Origin of the sequence: Vibrio fortis (assembly GCF_024347475.1) — a bacterium.
Lineage (GTDB): Bacteria > Pseudomonadota > Gammaproteobacteria > Enterobacterales > Vibrionaceae > Vibrio > Vibrio fortis.
The window spans coordinates 941,412-958,188 of record NZ_AP025487.1 but is presented as its reverse complement, the minus strand read 5'-3'; the positions used below and the strand labels follow the sequence as shown (position 1 = coordinate 958,188).

General features: G+C 45.9%; 15 protein-coding genes. 1 reads left to right on the top strand and 14 read right to left on the bottom strand.

Annotation, left to right across the window (positions count from 1 at the left end):
• Positions 1-141: 141 nt before the first annotated feature.
• The 13 genes from OCV50_RS04345 to prmB all read right to left on the bottom strand — a co-directional run bounded on the left by OCV50_RS04345 (position 142) and on the right by prmB (position 15,451).
• Positions 142-1,503, bottom strand: a complete 1,362-nt coding sequence (locus OCV50_RS04345; RefSeq protein ID WP_239842519.1) for a TRAP transporter large permease — start codon at positions 1,501-1,503, stop codon at positions 142-144.
• Between the two features lie 2 nt (positions 1,504-1,505).
• Positions 1,506-2,240 (bottom strand): TRAP transporter small permease, encoded by a 735-nt coding sequence (locus tag OCV50_RS04340; protein WP_239842520.1) that lies wholly within the window; start codon positions 2,238-2,240, stop codon positions 1,506-1,508.
• Between the two features lie 66 nt (positions 2,241-2,306).
• Entirely contained in the window at positions 2,307-3,302 is a 996-nt protein-coding gene (locus OCV50_RS04335; protein ID WP_150895462.1) for a TRAP transporter substrate-binding protein, read from the bottom strand.
• A 341-nt stretch (positions 3,303-3,643) separates the two neighbouring features.
• A complete protein-coding gene (locus OCV50_RS04330) occupies positions 3,644-4,774 on the bottom strand; it encodes a S8 family serine peptidase (protein ID WP_390905122.1) in 1,131 nt (376 codons plus the stop codon).
• A 143-nt stretch (positions 4,775-4,917) separates the two neighbouring features.
• A complete protein-coding gene (locus OCV50_RS04325) occupies positions 4,918-6,030 on the bottom strand; it encodes an ABC transporter ATP-binding protein (RefSeq protein WP_032549615.1) in 1,113 nt (370 codons plus the stop codon).
• Between the two features lie 6 nt (positions 6,031-6,036).
• Entirely contained in the window at positions 6,037-6,894 is an 858-nt protein-coding gene (locus tag OCV50_RS04320; protein ID WP_261903786.1) for a carbohydrate ABC transporter permease, read from the bottom strand.
• Positions 6,891-7,829, bottom strand: a complete 939-nt coding sequence (locus tag OCV50_RS04315) for a carbohydrate ABC transporter permease (protein ID WP_004739913.1) — start codon at positions 7,827-7,829, stop codon at positions 6,891-6,893. Before OCV50_RS04315 ends, OCV50_RS04320 begins: the two co-directional genes overlap by 4 nt.
• 181 nt (positions 7,830-8,010) lie before the next feature.
• Positions 8,011-9,258: an ABC transporter substrate-binding protein gene (locus tag OCV50_RS04310; protein WP_128161594.1), complete on the bottom strand. Its 1,248-nt coding sequence runs from the start codon at positions 9,256-9,258 to the stop codon at positions 8,011-8,013.
• Between the two features lie 110 nt (positions 9,259-9,368).
• Complete coding sequence (locus OCV50_RS04305; RefSeq protein ID WP_261903785.1) at positions 9,369-10,814, bottom strand: ATP-binding protein; 1,446 nt, start codon at positions 10,812-10,814, stop codon at positions 9,369-9,371.
• A gap of 13 nt (positions 10,815-10,827) precedes the next feature.
• Entirely contained in the window at positions 10,828-11,556 is a 729-nt protein-coding gene (locus OCV50_RS04300; RefSeq protein WP_261903784.1) for a response regulator, read from the bottom strand.
• Positions 11,557-11,708: 152 nt separating this feature from the next.
• Positions 11,709-13,175 carry a protein adenylyltransferase SelO gene (locus OCV50_RS04295; RefSeq protein ID WP_261903783.1) on the bottom strand — a complete coding sequence of 489 codons (1,467 nt, stop codon included), beginning with the start codon at positions 13,173-13,175 and terminating at the stop codon, positions 11,709-11,711.
• A gap of 434 nt (positions 13,176-13,609) precedes the next feature.
• Positions 13,610-14,251, bottom strand: coding sequence for a LysE family translocator (locus OCV50_RS04290; RefSeq protein WP_261903782.1), 642 nt, complete (start codon positions 14,249-14,251; stop codon positions 13,610-13,612).
• Between the two features lie 267 nt (positions 14,252-14,518).
• Entirely contained in the window at positions 14,519-15,451 is a 933-nt protein-coding gene (prmB, locus tag OCV50_RS04285; protein WP_150895473.1) for a 50S ribosomal protein L3 N(5)-glutamine methyltransferase, read from the bottom strand.
• Between the two features lie 62 nt (positions 15,452-15,513).
• Between prmB and smrB the strand changes: the two genes are divergently transcribed.
• The gene (gene smrB / locus OCV50_RS04280; protein ID WP_239842525.1) at positions 15,514-16,044 is read left to right on the top strand and encodes an endonuclease SmrB; all 531 of its coding nucleotides are present in this window, start codon (positions 15,514-15,516) and stop codon (positions 16,042-16,044) included.
• A gap of 140 nt (positions 16,045-16,184) precedes the next feature.
• Here the strand turns inward: smrB and sixA are convergent, their stop codons facing one another.
• Positions 16,185-16,649, bottom strand: a complete 465-nt coding sequence (gene sixA / locus OCV50_RS04275) for a phosphohistidine phosphatase SixA (RefSeq protein WP_239842526.1) — start codon at positions 16,647-16,649, stop codon at positions 16,185-16,187.
• Positions 16,650-16,777: the final 128 nt, after the last annotated feature.

Here is a 16,777-nt window from a genome sequence, read left to right as displayed (position 1 = left end):
CGAGAACGACGTAAAAGCCATACTCGTTGGAAAGGTTATGACAGAAGAAACACGGCCTCCCGACGAGTCCCAAGCAAAAAAATAGATGAAGAGGTTTAACTCTTCATCTATTCGTTAAGGACAAAGTTACAATTAATCGTATTACTTAGTAATGATTTCCGGCCCCATCAAGGTAGTTGGTAGCCAAGTTGATACCCAAGGCACGTAAGTAACGATTATCAAGAACAAGAACATTACCCCAACCCACGGCAGTGCGGCTTTCACCACGTTCATCATCGACATCTTCGCTACCCCTGCGGTTACAAAGAGGTTGAGCCCCACCGGTGGCGTTATCATCCCTATCTCCATGTTCACTACCATCATGATGCCCAAATGAATTGGGTCAATACCCAGAGCAATCGCGATTGGGAAAACCAGCGGCGCAACGATAATCAGAAGACCAGATGGCTCCATGAATTGACCACCAATCAATAGCAGCAAGTTCACTACAATCAAGAAGGTAATAGGACCAAGACCGGCCGATAGCATCGACTCCGTGATCATTTGTGGAATGCGCTCTTCTGTCAGTACGTGCTTAAGAATCAATGCATTCGCAATGATGAACAGCAGCATAATGGTCAGCTTACCGGCATCGTACAGAGTATCTTTAGTATCTTTGTGGACGAAGGTTTGCAGAGCTTTCACTAGCATCGGCTTTTTGTTTTCTTTGTCTGCGAATGGTCCCATGTCCTTATAGACAAAGTTCGCGATAAAGAAGGCGTATACTGCCGCAACCGCCGCCGCTTCTGTTGGTGTAAAGATACCGCCGTAGATACCACCAAGGATGATGACGATAAGCAGTAAGCCCCAGCTCGCGTCTTTCGCAGCATCAAACATCTCACCCCAACCAACAAACGGTTGTGCTGGGATTTTTTTGATACGTGCTGCAATGTAGATAGCAATCATCAGCATCACACCCGCCAGTAGCCCTGGAATAACACCACCCAGGAACATACGGCCAACAGATACGTCGGTTGCTGCAGCGTAAACTACCATTACAATCGATGGCGGAATAAGGATACCCAAGGTACCTGCGTTACAGATAACACCAGCCGCAAACTCTTTCGAGTAACCGTTCTTGATCATACCCGCAATAACGATACTACCGATAGCAACTACAGTCGCAGGCGACGAACCAGAAAGAGCCGCAAACATCATACACGCCACAACCGACGCCATTGCTAAACCGCCTCGGAACCAGCCGACCATCGCGATTGCAAAACGGATAATACGCTTTGCCACACCGCCAGTAGACATGAAACTAGACGCTAGAATGAAGAAAGGAATAGCGAGTAGCGTATAGTGCCCTGCGAAGGCGTTAAATAGAGTTTGTGCGACTGAAGCGAGTGACGCATCTGAGTGCATCAACAAAAATAGAATACTGGATAAACCCAGCGAGATAGCAATCGGCACGCCCACCAGCATGAAAGCGATTACCATCAAGAATAGAAATAACATCGCCATGATTAGTCGTCCTTGCTTTTCGATTGTTGATTAGATGGCTTTGAATCTTCCGCTTTCACGGAGTTTTGCGAATCCAAAATCGCAGTGGCGTCTTCATCACTTCCCGCTTCAACTTGAGCTTTCAGTGCATCAAGATCTTCTTCCGCTTCATGGCCTGCAATCATGCGGTCAATCTTGCCTGTTGCGACTTGATAAGCGACCTGCGCAAATCGGAAAGTTAGCAGTGCCATACCAATCGGTAGTGCCATGTAAGGGATAAATCGAGGCAGCTTTTCGTAGCGCTCGCCCTCATTGAGCCAATCTGCTAAAAATTGCAACATCTCTGGCATTGGAATATCGTCTGTTTCGTACCATGCGCGATCAGTCGCGAACGGGTACCAATAGTTCCAAGAACCAATCAAAAGAAGGATAGAGAATGCAAGACAACAAGTGACAGCAATCAAGGCATACACTTTTCTCAGCTTCTCTGGTGCAAGGTTGATAACCACATCAACCCCAATATGAAAGTGCTTTTTAACGCCGTAAGACGCGCCCACTAGCACCATCCATGCAAACATGAATACGGTGAGTTCTAATGCCCATAAAATGTTGTCGTTGAACGCGTATCGAAATACCACGTTCGCAAAAGTTAGTAGGGTCATTGCACCCAGGAAGAAGGCTATTAAAGACTCTTCAATTAAATCGGTGACTCTTCCGACTTTGGAAAATAAAGACTGTTCCATTTGAGACTGTTCCATAAAATGCTCCGCTTATAATTGTTTTAATAAAGGGCGGCGGTAGGGAGCCGCCACCCAATAGCGGTATTACTGGTTAGAAGCCAGCGCAGCTTCGATTAGATCAGAACCGATGTCTTTCTCAAACTTCTTCCATACTGGTTGAAGTGCAGTTACCCAAGCTTGACGCTGTTCAGGTGTCAGCGTACGAACTTCACCACCCGCTTCGATGATGTTGTTTTTGTTAGCTAGGTTCACTTTCGAAGACTCAGCGTTACGTGTCTCAGAAACTTCTTTAACAATCGTGTTTAGCTGTTCACGTACGTCTTTAGGTAGGCCTTTCCAGAAGTCGTTTGACGTTACAACTAGGTAATCAAGAATACCGTGGTTAGTTTCTGTTACGCCGTCTTGTACTTCGAAGAATTTCTTACCGTAGATGTTAGACCAAGTGTTCTCTTGACCGTCGATAACCTTAGTTTGTAGACCGCCGTACACTTCTTTGAATGACATTTTCTGTGGGTTAGCACCTAACTGCTCAAACTGTGCCACCAATACATCAGACGCTTGTACACGGAACTTCAAACCTTCGGCATCAGCAGGGCTAATAAGCGGTTTGTTTGCCGACATCTGCTTCATGCCGTTATGCCAGAACGCTAGACCTTGTAGGCCACGACGCTTCATTGCATTCTTCAGCTTTTCACCAGATTCTGAGTTTTGGAAACGGTCAACAGCGTCAACATCTTCGAATAGGAACGGAAGGTCAAAAATGCGGTATTTCTTAGTGAATTTTTCAAATTTAGACAGCGAAGGTGCCGCCATTTGAACATCACCGTTTAACAGGGCTTCCAGTACCTTGTTGTCATCGTATAGCGTTGAGTTAGGGAAAACTTGCATACAAGCTTTACCATTCATTTCCGTGTTTACTCGCTCTTCCAGTAAAGAAGCAGCAATGCCTTTCGGGTGCTTATCGGTATTTGTTACGTGGCTGAACTTGATAACAATTTCACCAGGATCACAGTTCGCAGCAGCATTAAAACTTGTGAGCGCAAGCGCAGATACAGATAGCAGGGTAAGAGGCTTAAACATTATTATTCTCCTTAGTAAACAAAGCAGCCCATCAATGGGAACTGCATGTCATCACTAAGGCAATTAGCGCGCCAACTAGCTACAATTATTTAACAACCCTTTAACCACAAGGCTTCGCGGATAATTGGATGAACCCGAAGTAAACCGGGCGTATAAGTAATGGGTGGAAAATGACACATGGAATATTTGTAAATGGGTGAGAGTTGACCACTGTTTAAATGATGAATTGCGCTTTACCAAGGCTCTAAATTAGATATAGAAAGTAAAAAGCGACCATAACGATCGCTTTTAATCTGCATTTCTCATTCTCTATAAATAGAAATACCCGTGATATTCAATTATCAATGACTAACCGCAATAGGATCTGGCACACCATCTGGATCATTGTTGACTGTTCCATCTATAACGAAAGAGCCCCCTGTTACTAACAAAACTCCGCAAAAATGAGGCGCAGCCATTGAAGTGCCATTGTAAGAAACAGTGCCTCCACCAGCTTTGGTTGATAAGACATCCATTCCCGGTTGGGCGTAATCTACATCAGCGCCATAGTTTGAGAAATAGGCAAAGTTATCTCCACTCTGCTCAAATGCAGAAATCGTATAGATATTCGGTCCGTTAGTGCTCGCAGGCGTAAAACCACTGGCGTCTTGACCAGAGTTGCCTGCCGCCAGCGAGAAATAGATCCCTTGTGAAGCAGCTGTTCGGATTGCACTATCTAGAGCCTGAGAGTACCCCGATCCACCTAGACTCATGTTGGCGCAGTCACCAGAGGCACCATACTGAGCAACATGATCAACACCAGCTATCACGCCTGACATTGAACCACTGCCACTATTATCTAAGACCTTCACCGGAATAACTTCAACGCCAGGGGCAACACCAATAACATCAAAGCCATCATCATAGGCCCCTATCGTTCCAGCGACATGTGTGCCGTGGCCATTGCCGTCATTAGTATTGCTTTTCTTACCACGAGTAAAGTTTGCCCCTCGTGACTCGTTAACATTAAGATCCGGATGGCCGCTATCAATACCGGAGTCAATTACCCACGCAACAACATCGGCGTTGCTCATATCAACGGTACCACCGCTCACCCGTGTTACTCCCCAAGGCGTTTGTTGAGGAGCTCGTTCAACGTCCCCTCCTCCTCTGCCCGGTTTGCCCCCTCGTGGCAAAGCATGCATTACGATATCTGCTTCTACATATTCGATTTCTGGGAACCTATTTTGAAGCCCCTTAAGTGCTTGCTGAGGGATTTTGACTGAAAAACCTTTCAATGCATGACTATATTGATGACCAACCACGCCTTTTCCATTCGCCACTTCACGAGCGATATCATTAGCACGAGATACAGATGTGCTTTCTTTAAGAACGACAATATAACTATCTCGCAGATCCTGATTTACCACCGCCCATACAGGAAAAGACAGAAGAGCAGCTGACATAGCCCCTGCTAGTATTTGAACTCTCATTTCCGTCACCTTTTACAATTTTAATATCCAGTAAAGCATAGACCTTAATGATGATTCTATCAGTAATGCATTCGATGTATATCGATACAAAAACACCCCATCAAATGACGGGGTGTTTGGTGGTGAGGTTAAATTGCAAGATTCTAGAAATCGATTCTTCTTTCAGTCTGTGCATCAAAGAATACCGCTTTCGACAGGTCGAAATGCAATGGTGCCATCTGCCCCACCGAGACTTCAAATTCCGGTGATAATCGACACGCCACTTCTTGGTCGTTCACCTTCACCATCGCAATCGTATCTGGACCAGTCGGCTCTAACACTTCCAGTTGTAAGTCCAGTTTTGTGGTTGCCGACAAGTCATCACCTTGCTGCTCAGTAATGTGCTCTGGGCGCAGGCCAATCACCACTTCTTTGCCATCTTGCTCACGCATGCTTTGTGGCAGACGAATATGGTGCTCCTGATCCGCGGTACCAATAACCTTGATGATAGGGTTCTGCTCTTCGTCGAGATCCACCATAGTCTTGATGAAGTTCATTGATGGTGAACCCATAAAGCCTGCCACAAACATATTGCTTGGCTTAGTGTAGATCTCTTGCGGTGTGCCCAACTGTTGCAATTCGCCATCTTTCATTACTGCAATACGGTCAGCAAGCGTCATGGCTTCAATTTGGTCATGGGTTACATAGACAATGGTGGTGTTGAGTTTTTGATGTAAGCGCTTAATCTGATGGCGCATTTCCACACGTAGCTTGGCATCTAAGTTAGAAAGTGGCTCATCAAACAGATACAGCTTAGGGCGACGCGCCAGTGCACGACCCATTGCCACACGTTGACGCTGACCACCAGATAGCTGTGATGGTTTACGATCAAGCAGTTGCTCAATTTGCAGCATTTCAGCGACGCGATTCACTTCAGCATCGATCTCATCCTGCGGCATCTTACGGATCTTCAAGCCGAAGGCGATGTTGCCGCGTACCGTCATGTTTGGATATAACGCATAGGATTGGAACACCATCGCGATGTCGCGGTCTTTAGGTTCAACCTGAGCGACATCGACACCATCAATCACGATTTCACCCGAGCTAATGTTTTCTAGCCCAGCAATGGTATTCATTAGGGTGGATTTTCCACACCCCGAAGGGCCGACAAGTATCAAGAATTCCCCCGAATCGATACTAATGTCGATGCCCTTTAACGTTTCGTTGTCCGCGTTGCGATAGGTTTTGCGGATCTGTTTTAAATCTAATGTTGCCATGGGTAATTATCCTTTTACTGATCCCGCCGTTAGGCCACGAACAAAATATTTTCCTGCGAAGACATACACCAACAGCGTTGGCAGTGCGGCGATGATCGCAGCAGCCATATCAACGTTGTACTCTTTAACGCCCGTGCTGGTGTTGACTAAGTTGTTTAATGCTACGGTGATTGGCTGAGTCTCTGAGCCTGAATAAACCACCCCGAACAAGAAATCGTTCCAGATAGCGGTAAACTGCCAGATCACCGTCACCATGATGATAGGAGTCGAGATAGGCAATAAGATCTTAAAGAAGATGGTAAAGAAGCCTGCACCATCCAGTTTCGCCGCTTTAATCAATTCGTCTGGAATCGAGATGTAGAAGTTGCGAAAGAACAGTGTGGTAAACGCCATGCCATAGATAACGTGCACAAGTACCAGACCAACTGTGGTGTTTGCTAGACCCATTTTTCCCAGCACGCTCGCCATAGGTAACAGCACCACTTGGAATGGAATGAAGCAACCGAACAACAGCAAGCTAAAGAACAAGTTTGAGCCACGGAACTGCCACTTAGTGACCACATAGCCATTGAATGCGCCCAGTAGTGTTGAGATAGCCACCGCAGGAATCACCATTTGGAACGAGTTCCAGAAATAGCCTTTAACCCCTTCACACTTCACGCCAGTACAAGCGCTGTCCCACGCTTTATACCAAGCATCGAACACCCACTCTTTGGGTAAACTCATCAAGTTACCCGCCTTAATATCAGGCAAGGTTTTGAATGAGGTCAGTACCATCACGAACAGCGGCATTAAGTAAACCAAGCAGAAGAAAAGCAGCGCCGAATAGATAAACATTCGAGCAAAGTTGATGTTGTTCATCATGACTTTTTCTCCCTAAGCTCAGAGTAAAGATAAGGCACCAGAATCGCTAGAATACCGGCTAACATCATCATGGCACTGGCAGCGCCTAGTCCGATTTGTCCGCGTGTAAATGAGTGTGCATACATGAATAACGCCGGAAGATCCGATGAATAACCCGGGCCACCTGCGGTCATTGCTGTCACAAGGTCGAAGCTCTTAATCGCAATGTGAGAAGTGATGATCACCGCGCTGAAAACCACAGGTCGCAAGCAAGGTAAAATGATTTTGAGATAGATAGTGGGTAAGCTTGCACCGTCAATTTGCGCCGCCTTTATGATCGAAGAGTCGATACCACGCAGGCCAGCTAAGAACATCGCCATCACAAAGCCTGACGACTGCCAAAGCGCGGCAATCACTAAGGTGTAGACCGCCATTTCAGAGTCGACCAACCAGTCAAATTTAAAATCGGTAAAGCCCCAATCTTGCATCAACTTTTCAATACCTAGACCCGGATTAAGAATCCACTTCCAAGCGGTACCCGTCACGATGAATGACAATGCCATTGGGTAGAGGTAGATGGTACGAATCGCGCCTTCTTGTCGGATGTTCTGGTCAAGCAAAATTGCTAAACCTACACCCAAGACGATAGCAATCACCATGAATAGGATCCCGAACACACCGAGGTTGGTGATTGAGGTGATCCAGCGATCGTTTTCCATCAGCTTTTCATATTGAGCAAAGCCAACAAAATTGAAGCTCGGTAGAAATCGAGAATTAGTAAACGACAGCGCTGCCGTCCAGAATATATAGCCGTAGATACATACCACGGTCACCAACGCGGTCGGTGCCAGCACAATCTTAGGTAACCAATGTTGTAACCTATCAGCAAAACTGGGCTTTGGTGCAGGCTGGCTCCTTGTCGGTTTTGGAGTCGACTCAGTCAAAACATGCTCCATAACTTTTCCTTGTTGCACAATTGAGCCAATGGCTTACCTCTCGGCACCACATCAGCATCACGCATATCAGAATTGAGGTGAAGAGCGGATAGGCTCCCTACGAACCTACCCACCCTGGGGGTTAGGGATAAGCAACATACTCAGTAACTCGTGTTCTGTTCGTGTTGCTTATCAAACTAGGTTAGATAGCCGCTTTTACCGCTTTCGCTAACTTAGCTGCTGCCTCTTTAGGATCAGCATCTTTTTCGTTGAAGAAGTTAGTCACAACGTCATAGATGGCACCTTGAGCGTAGCTGGTTGTAGATAGGCCGTGAGCCATACTCGGTACAAGGTCACCAGATTCCGCACTCGCTTTGAAGGTTGCCATTGAGTCCAACGCACATTGGTCGAACTTAGACATATCCATGTCGAGACGAACTGGAATCGAGCCTTTGTTTAGGTTGAAAACCTCTTGGAAGTCTTTAGTAAGAATGGTTTTCGCAAGATCTTGTTGCGCTTTTTGATTCTCTTTGTCACCTAGCTCAAAGAAGGCAAAGCTATCGATATTGAAAGTAAATTGGCCGTCGGTACCCGGAGCTGGTGCACAGATGTAGTCTTTGCCCGGCACTTTGCCCGCTGCGGTAAACTCACCCTTCGCCCAGTCACCCATGATTTGCATTGCCGCTTCACCATTGATAACCATTGAGGTTGCTACGTTCCAATCACGGCCCGGAGAGTTGCTGTCGATGTAGTCACGCATCTTTTTGAACTTGGTGAACACTTCAACCATTTTGTCGCCAGATAGAACGTCCATATCTAAATCAACGAATGCCTTGTTGTAATCTTCACTACCAAGTACATCCAGTGCCACCGCCTCGAAGACTGTCGCGTCTTGCCAAGGTTGACCGCCATGCGCCAGAGGGATGAAGCCTGCTGCTTTGATCTTGTCTGCAGCGACAAAGAACTCATCTAATGTGGTTGGAACCGTCACACCCGATTTTTCGAGTACTTCTGGGTTTGCCCAAAGCCAGTTAACGCGGTGAACGTTCACAGGAACCGCTACGTATTCGCCGTCCCACTTCATCACTTTGGTAACAACAGCGGGTAGTAAATCATCCCACTTTTCTTGTTTCGCGGTTGCATCGAGAGACGTTAGAAAACCTAAACCACCCCACTCCTGAATGTCATGACCTTTGATCTGCGCGGCAGATGGCGGATTACCAGATACTGCTCGAGTTTTTAAAACAGTCATCGCACTTTCACCGCCGCCACCAGCAACAGCGAAATCTTTCCAAGTATGACCTTGTTCTTCAATCATCTCTTTAAGTACTGCAGCGGATTTAGCTTCACCACCAGCAGTCCACCAGTGAAGCACTTCCACTTCACCAGCTTGAGAAAATGTTGAGGCAGCAAGAAGAGATAGAGTAAGTAGGGTTTTATTGATTTTCATTATAATCTTCCATGTTTAGCGGACTCGACGCCCGGTTCAATAAAGAGTCTACTTATTCTGATTTATAAGATTGAAACAAAAGGTAAGCCCAATGTAACACAATTGTTACATTACACTTCTAGGCCGCGTGGGATATAGACTTTGGCCTCTAAGCCACCTTGAGGAGAGTTGCGAATAATGAGATCTCCGCCGTGTCCGTGCAGGATATTTCGACAGATCCCAAGCCCTAAACCGTGTCCTTGGTCATCGTTGGCGAGCCTAAAGTAGGGTTCAAACACCAATTCAAGTTTGTCTTCTGGGATGCCTTTACCGTGGTCCTGAATCGTCACAATAACCCACACAGAATCGCTACTGATATCGACCTGAGCGGATGTGCCGTATTTCACCGCATTATCGATAAGATTGGTCAGCACACGTTTAATCGCTAATGGCTTCGCGACTAACGGCTCAACCACAATGGGTTCAAACTCTACTAAGGTTTGATGCTGGTTATGCGATTCAATAACCGAAGCAACCATGTCATTAAGGTCGATAATGGCGTTGTTTTCGTGAAGGTCTGTATCTCTTACCGCTTGCAGTGCGCCCTTCACCATCATCTCCAGTTCATCCAAATCCTTGTTGAATCTGTCTTTCTTGACTTCACTCTCCAACAGCTCAGCTCTCAGTCTCAGTCGAGTTATCGGTGTTTTTAAATCATGAGAGATAGCAGAGAAAAGGTGCTCTCTATCGGCCACATAGCGACGAATGCGCTGCTGCATACGATTAAACGCCCGAGTTGCGGTAACCAGTTCAGTTGCCCCCTCTTCGTTCAGTGGCGGCTGTTGAATATCCATACTCATCTCGTTAGCGGCCCTTGCGAGTTTTTTAAGCGGGCGCACTTGACGGCGAATCATTAAGTAGGTCAACACCAGCAAAATCAACGTTGAAGAGAGTAAGAAGATCACCTGCTCGCGACCGAGAATAGTGTCATCCAGTTTTACATAGGGTGCAGGCAACAGTGCCGCAATGTATACCCATTCATGGCTGGCTAGCTCAATCTGAACAACCAGAATCGGCGGATTGAGAGGCTCTAAGGTTAAGGTATGGTGCGCCCACGATCGCGGGAGATCGCTCAAGTAGATGTCATTTTTAAGTAAGCGAAGATGTTCTGGGCGAGAGAAATCGACGCGCACCGACTCCACCTTATTGAGCTTGCTACTCAAGACACTCTCTATCGCTTCAATCGATGCGGTCTTTAAGCGAGTATCGGGAATAGGCTCGACAATCAGTGCCTCTTTATTGAAAGAAACAAAAAAGCGCGTCCCGCCCATATTACGGATTTGGTCTAACACGATATGTCGATACTTGACGGGCAAAGACTGGAAGAAAGTCACTGTTGAGGCGAACATGTTAGCCATGCTCGACGAGGCGGAACGAATACCCTCTAACTCTTTTTGTTTGGATTCGCTATACCAAATAGAGGTTGCGATGCCTTGCGCGATGACGACAGCTAGCAAGGTCAAAAGCAAGGTTCGAGCAACCAAGGAATTTGGCTTTAAACTTCTCAACCACTTCATAAGGGCTTCTTACTCAGTGCTCATAATGCACAGGTACAGCCAATATGTAGCCGTTACCACGCATGGTTTTGATGTAGTGTGGGTATTTAGCGCTATCACCTAGTCGACTTCTCAAACGACTCAATTGAACATCAATGCCACGCTCAAAAGGCAGTGCTTCACGTCCTCTAGTCGCAAAAGAGATGGTATCTCGGTCTAGCACTTCATTAGGACGAGTTAGAAACAGCATTAACAGCGAGAAATCACTGCCCGATAAATCCATCTCTTCTGCACTCTCATTATTTGAAATTCTATGAGCGAGTGTATCAAGCGTCCAATCACCAAAGATGATCTGTTTCGGCAGTGCATCACTCGGCTTATCCTCCACCACTTGAACTCGGCGTAACAGAGCTTTGATGCGCGCCATTAATTGACGAGGACTAAACGGCTTGGCGATGTAGTCATCTGCACCAATTTCTAAGCCAATGATCTGATCGGTTTCATCCGATACTGCAGTCAGCATAATGATAGGCACATTGGAGTTTTTACGGACGCGCTGACACAAGGTAAATCCATCGTCACCGGGGAGCATCACATCAAGCAAGATCAGATCTGGGTATCCTTGATTTTGAAGGTGAACATCTAGTTCGACGCCATCTCCAACCGAGGAGACATCGAAGCCTGATTTTGAAAGGTACTCTTCCAGTAACTCGCGGATTTCTTGATCATCATCCACCACGAGAATTCGAGTATTTGTTGGCATCGCCCAAACCTATAAAATTTACAACTTATTCACATAGTGTATAGGCAGGTCGAGTATTTGATTATTGATATGTTGATAAAATTAGAAGAACAAGCAGATAGAGATCACAACTAAGCGACCTCTAACTGTGGATATTGAAATGAGAAGCCGGTTTATGACGAACAGCTGATCTCCATCTCTTTACCCCACTCAGGAGGCAGAGCGGCCAAATATTCGTAATCAGGGTGTTCTGAATACGGGTCAGCGAGTACCACCATCAAGGCATCTACCACATTGCTATCGCCCTCTTCAGCCTTATCTATCGCTAACTGCGCCAGATAGTTACGCAATACATATTTGGGGTTGATTGCACGCATCTTTTGGCAGCGCTCTTCTGTGCTTTCCTGTTCCAATTCACAGCGTTTAAGGTAACTATCAACCCAAAGCTTGGCGGCTTCGCGGTCAATGACCAGATCAATCACCTCTTGCTCCGATTGAGTATCGAGATCTGAAAGAGCTCTAAAGAAGCGAGGATAGTCGACTCGGTTTTGCGACATCAATTCGAACATAGATTCAAACAATCGGCTATCACCCTCTTGCTTCGACAGCAGTCCAAGTTTTCTGCGCATAAGCTGACTAAAGTAGCCATTCATCTGAGGCTCGTACATCTCAAGTGCCGCTTCTAAATCAGCTCGCTCAATCAGAGGAGATAAGGCGTGCGCCAATGCCGATAAATTCCACATGCCAATACGGGGTTGTTGATTAAAGGCATAACGTCCTTGGTAGTCCGAATGATTGCAAATAAGACGAGAGTTATACTCATCCATAAACGCAAACGGGCCATAATCAAAAGTCTGTCCAATGATCGACATGTTATCGGTATTCATCACACCGTGGGCAAAGCCATTCGCCTGCCATAGAGCGATCATCTCTGCAGTACGGTCGACGATTTGATTGAACATCGCAGCGTAAGGTTTCTCTTCATTTAGACATTCAGGAAAATGCCACTCAATCACCTTATCAGCCAGCAATTTTTGTTCTGCAAGTTGATTGGTGTAAAACAGATATTCAAAATGGCCAAAACGAATATGAGATTCAGAGACACGCAGTAGCAGCGCACCCTTCTCCTGCTTTTCTCGATATACCAGCGTATCACTTATCATCATGGCTAGCGCACGAGTGGTTGGAATATTCAGCCCAGCCATCGCTTCACTGCACAGATACTCTCGAACTGTGGAACGAATCACCGCGCGCCCATCGCCCATACGTGAATACGGTGTTTTACCTGCACCTTTTAGGTGTAAGTCGAACGTTTCGCCACTTTTCGCGACAACTTGAGATAATAATAACCCTCGCCCATCACCAAGATCAGGGTTATAGGCACCAAATTGGTGTCCCGCATACTTCATTGCAATGGGATCGAAATGCTCGTTATCAACTAAGCCAGACAGAGAGTTCAACAGATCATCATCGAGGCTCTGAGTTCCGTCCACAGCAGGAAAGCCAAGTTCCGTCGCCAGGCTGTTATTCCACGCGAGCCAACGCGGATTCAATAGCGGTGTTGGGTCAACGCGAGAGTAAAAGGTTTGCGGCAGTTCGACGAATCGATTGTTAAAAGAGAGATGGTCCCAGATAGACATAGCGACACACTTTAATCAAATAATAGTGTCAGATTATCACAGTTTAGTAACAACTTCTGGAAAGGTTGAGTGGCTAACTACTGGGTCTTGGCGGTTTGGTTGCTAAGGTAGGAAGCCACGATCAATGTTGAGATAAGATTGAGCGATAAGATCGTGAAAAATAGTTATTCATAACAATTTTCGAGTTGCGTAAACCTAATTAGATTAGAGCTAGAATAGCGACTAGAGAAACCGATGCGAAAAGCCAAGTACGACCGATAACGCCAAAATGAGAGTGTTGAATCATTTCTTGATGCTGCATAAATGCGCTCCTTAACTATATATACCGTGTATATACAATATATCGACAAGCAGCCAAAACCGGCAAGCACATTAATATTAACTTTTTATTACAGCATCAAGAAATTTACGTAACAATTGAAATTTTTACGCTTTTACGCACGAGTCGTCGTTGATAAAAGTGCACCCGCACCGATAAATACACCACCCGTCACTCGGTTAAACATCTTAGCTCTCCCTTTAGCGAACAACCAGTTAGAAGATTTAGCCCCAAGGTAGGCGTACATAAGTAGCCAAGATAACTCCATCACCGCGAAGGTCGTCGCAAATACGACAAACTGTGGAAAGAGTGCGGCTGTTGGGTCAATAAACTGTGGGAAAAGAGCCGTAAAGAACAAGATCGCTTTAGGATTACTCGCTCCTACAATAAACCCGCTTAGGTAGTGCTGTAGGTAAGTGCCACTGTTTTGTTTACTCCCTTTTTGCTCCTGCTCATCAAGCTGGTAACTCTGTTGGTTAGAACGTAGAGATTTCCAACCCAAGTAAATTAGGTAAGCAGCACCTGTCCATTTGATAATGTTAAACACGACCTCTGATGAAGCGATAATCACGCCAAGGCCAGTAAAGGACAGTGTCAAAATTGAGGTGATCGCTGTTAAGCTGCCAAGAGCGGTAAAAACAGACAGCCTAAAACCCGACTGCACAGCCTTAGTCATACATAGCAAAGAGCTTGGTCCAGGTGATGCCGTTAACACCAATACGGCGAGAAAGTAGTAAACCCAAATATCGAAACTCATCGTGAATCCTCCATAACTCACTAGAAACTATAAATTTTGAGCTCCAATATGAATCAGATGTGCAACTTGATCAACTTCATCACATTGCTTTGTACGTGGCAGAACGGGACTTCACTTTGTGAAAGCAATACTCAAATAGGCAAATCTTCTAACGCCAAAACAAACTGTAAAGTCTTTGTTCAAAGATAGAGCCAAACCAAGCATGACTCGCCAAAAACAAAAAAGCCGCACTGTTCAGCGCGGCTTTCGATTAAATGGTTCTACAAATTAATCTTTGTAAATAGAGAACTCATCAGCGTGCTCAAGCATCTGAGCGCGTGTGATCATGAATACGCCATGGCCACCATTTTCGAACTCAATCCAAGTAAATGGAATATGCGGGTATTGCTCCATCATGTGAACCATAGAGTTGCCCACTTCACAGATAAGGATACCTTCATCTGTTAGGTAATCTGGTGCATTCGCAAGAATACGACGAACCAATTTCAGACCATCAGTACCTGCAGCTAAGCCCAGTTCAGGCTCATGAGTGAACTCGTCTGGTAGGCTGTTCATATCTTCTTCATCCACATATGGTGGGTTAGATACGATCAGGTTGTACTTCTCTTTTGGCAGGTCGCGGAAAAGATCCGAACGGATTGGGAACACTTGCTGCTCCATACCGTGGTCTTGAACGTTCTGTTCAGCAACTTGTAGCGCGTCAGTTGAGATATCAATCGCGTCTACCTCAGCTTCAGGGAAAGCATGTGCACAAGCGATAGCAATACAGCCGCTGCCCGTACATAGATCCATGATGCGAGTCGGCTCTTCAGTCAACCAAGGTTGGAATTGCGCTTCGATAAGCTCACCGATTGGAGAACGAGGCACTAGCACGCGCTCATCAACGAAGAACTCAAGGCCACAGAACCATGCTTTGTTGGTTAGGTATGCAGTTGGTGTGCGCTCATTGATTCGTTTAATAACGCGCTCAACAATACGTAAACGCTCACTGCTGGTTAGGCGAGAGTTCAGTACGTGTGAAGGAACGTCAATCGGCAGATAAAGGGTTGGTAAAATAAGTTGTACCGCCTCATCCCACGCATTATCTGTGCCGTGACCATAAAATAGGCCCGCTGCATTAAAGCGGCTAACAGTCCAACGAATCACATCTTGAAGCGTGTGTAGTTCTGATACCGCTTCTTCTACAAAAATCTTATCCAAAATCATCTCCGAAAAGCGCTACAATACTGCTAATTACGTTTCAATTTAGAACTTATAACCTGATGAGCAAAAAAGACACCGATCTCGATGACGATTTCGCCCTGTTCAGTGAAGCAGTAAAGGGCGTTAAAAAGTTGCAACAGGATACCATAATCCAGCAACCAAAAAGAAATACCAAACAAAAAGAAATTACGCGCACAGCCAGACAAGCCAGCGACAGCGAGTTTTACTTTTCGGACGAGTTTATCCCACACCTAAGTGAAGATGGCCCAACTCGCTACGCACGTGATGATGTGTCTAAATACGAAGTCAAAAGATTACGTCGCGGCGTCTACGTGCCAGATGTCTATCTCGATATGCACGGAATGAGTCAGCAAGAAGCCAAACGTGAACTCGGCGCGATGATTGCTCACTGTGTAAAAGAAGGTGTCTCGTGTGCCTCGGTACAGCACGGTATTGGTAAGCACATTCTAAAAGAGAAAGTGCCACTGTGGCTTGCTCAGCACCCGGATGTTCTTGCCTTTCACCAAGCGCCTTTGGAGTTCGGCGGCAACGGTGCATTATTGGTTCTACTTTCTATCCCAGAGAAGTAATGCCTATAACAGCGTTTGTGTACTACAGAAACCCTGCCAAACGCTTAATGTCTCGTCCTAAAATGCACAAAAGGCACATCACGAAGATGTGCCTTTCGCTATTCGACTTTTGGCGAATAACTCAGTTTGGTGGAATCCGCTTAAGGGTTAATATTCCAAGCTAGCTCACCTTTTTTGGTCTCTAAATCGAAATCGATGCACACCAAACCCGAGGTCGGGAACATTGGCGGTGTCATGCCAGTGGCAAACTCTGCCGTCAAGTAACCCACTAGTGGCAAGTGCGACACAAACAGTACGCTCTCTAGATTTTCAACCTCAGCCATGGCAATTGTGTAATCAAAGACTTGATCAGACACACCGTAAGGCGTGATGTCTTCACTAGTTTCTACTTTGTTACCAGAAAACACTTCCGAGATTTCTAACCAAGTTTCTTGCGCTCTTAAATAGGGGCTGACCAACACCTTATCAAAACGGTTTACGCCTTGCTCAGCGGCAGCTTGAGCCACTGCAAGCGATAACTTCTTACCACGCTTAGTGAGCGCGCGTTCTGCATCTGAGTTTGCAAAATGCTCTGCTTCACCGTGACGCATTATGAATATTTTCATGTTCTATCCTGTCTATGTAGACGTTAAAGCTAAGCAACCCATTGGTTGCCTGAACGCTACTTAGGGGTGACTCTAAAGTTATAGAAACTTTGTTCGTTATAAATAATTATACCAAGTCACTTGCCAAA